Annotated in this window: 1 pseudogene; it reads right to left on the reverse strand. The window is 78.0% G+C overall.

Annotation, left to right across the window (positions count from 1 at the left end):
• Positions 1–274: 274 nt before the first annotated feature.
• A pseudogene (locus tag KUM32_RS42530) lies at positions 275–601 on the reverse strand (cyanamide hydratase); the annotation flags it as partial.

Consider the following 601-nt stretch of genomic DNA (forward strand, 5'->3'; position numbering starts at 1 on the left):
CCGCTGCCCCGGCTGCCGGGGGCCCGTCGCCCAGACCCCGCGCGGCCGGCCCCGCACGTACTGCTCCCGGGCCTGCCAGCAACGCGCGTACCGGGCCCGCCGCGACACGCGGAGCTGAGCGCGCCCGCACACCGCGAGGGCTCGTCGTCTCGCCTCGGGCTCGGCCCAGCACGCGAAACGCCCGCCCCGCGGCGCGATGGCAACCGCTGGACGGGCGTCGTCGAAGCCGCGGGGCGCGGGCCGGGGGTGACCCCGGGCCGCGCCCCGCCCGGCCTCAGCTCTGTTCGAGCGGGTGGGCGAGGGTCCGCTCGGCGCCGCCGCGCGTGAAGAACCCGGCCGCCGCGCAGTCCGGCTTGCGCTCGGCCTGGTCCCGGAAGAGGCCGACGAAGGACGCGCCGAACCCCAGCCGCGGGTACGCCGTCACGAGCGCTCGCGCGAACTCGGGGTCGTACTCCTCCAGGCCCGTCCCGGTCACGTCCGCGCTGGTGCCCTCCTGCAACAGCCGGCTCTCCACGTCCACTTCCGGCGCCACCTCGTCGCGCATGTGCAGCACGATGATCTCGGCCGCCCGGTCGCGACGCTCGGTCGGCCAGCCGAGGCC

This window comes from Streptomyces sp. AC627_RSS907 (assembly GCF_019049165.1).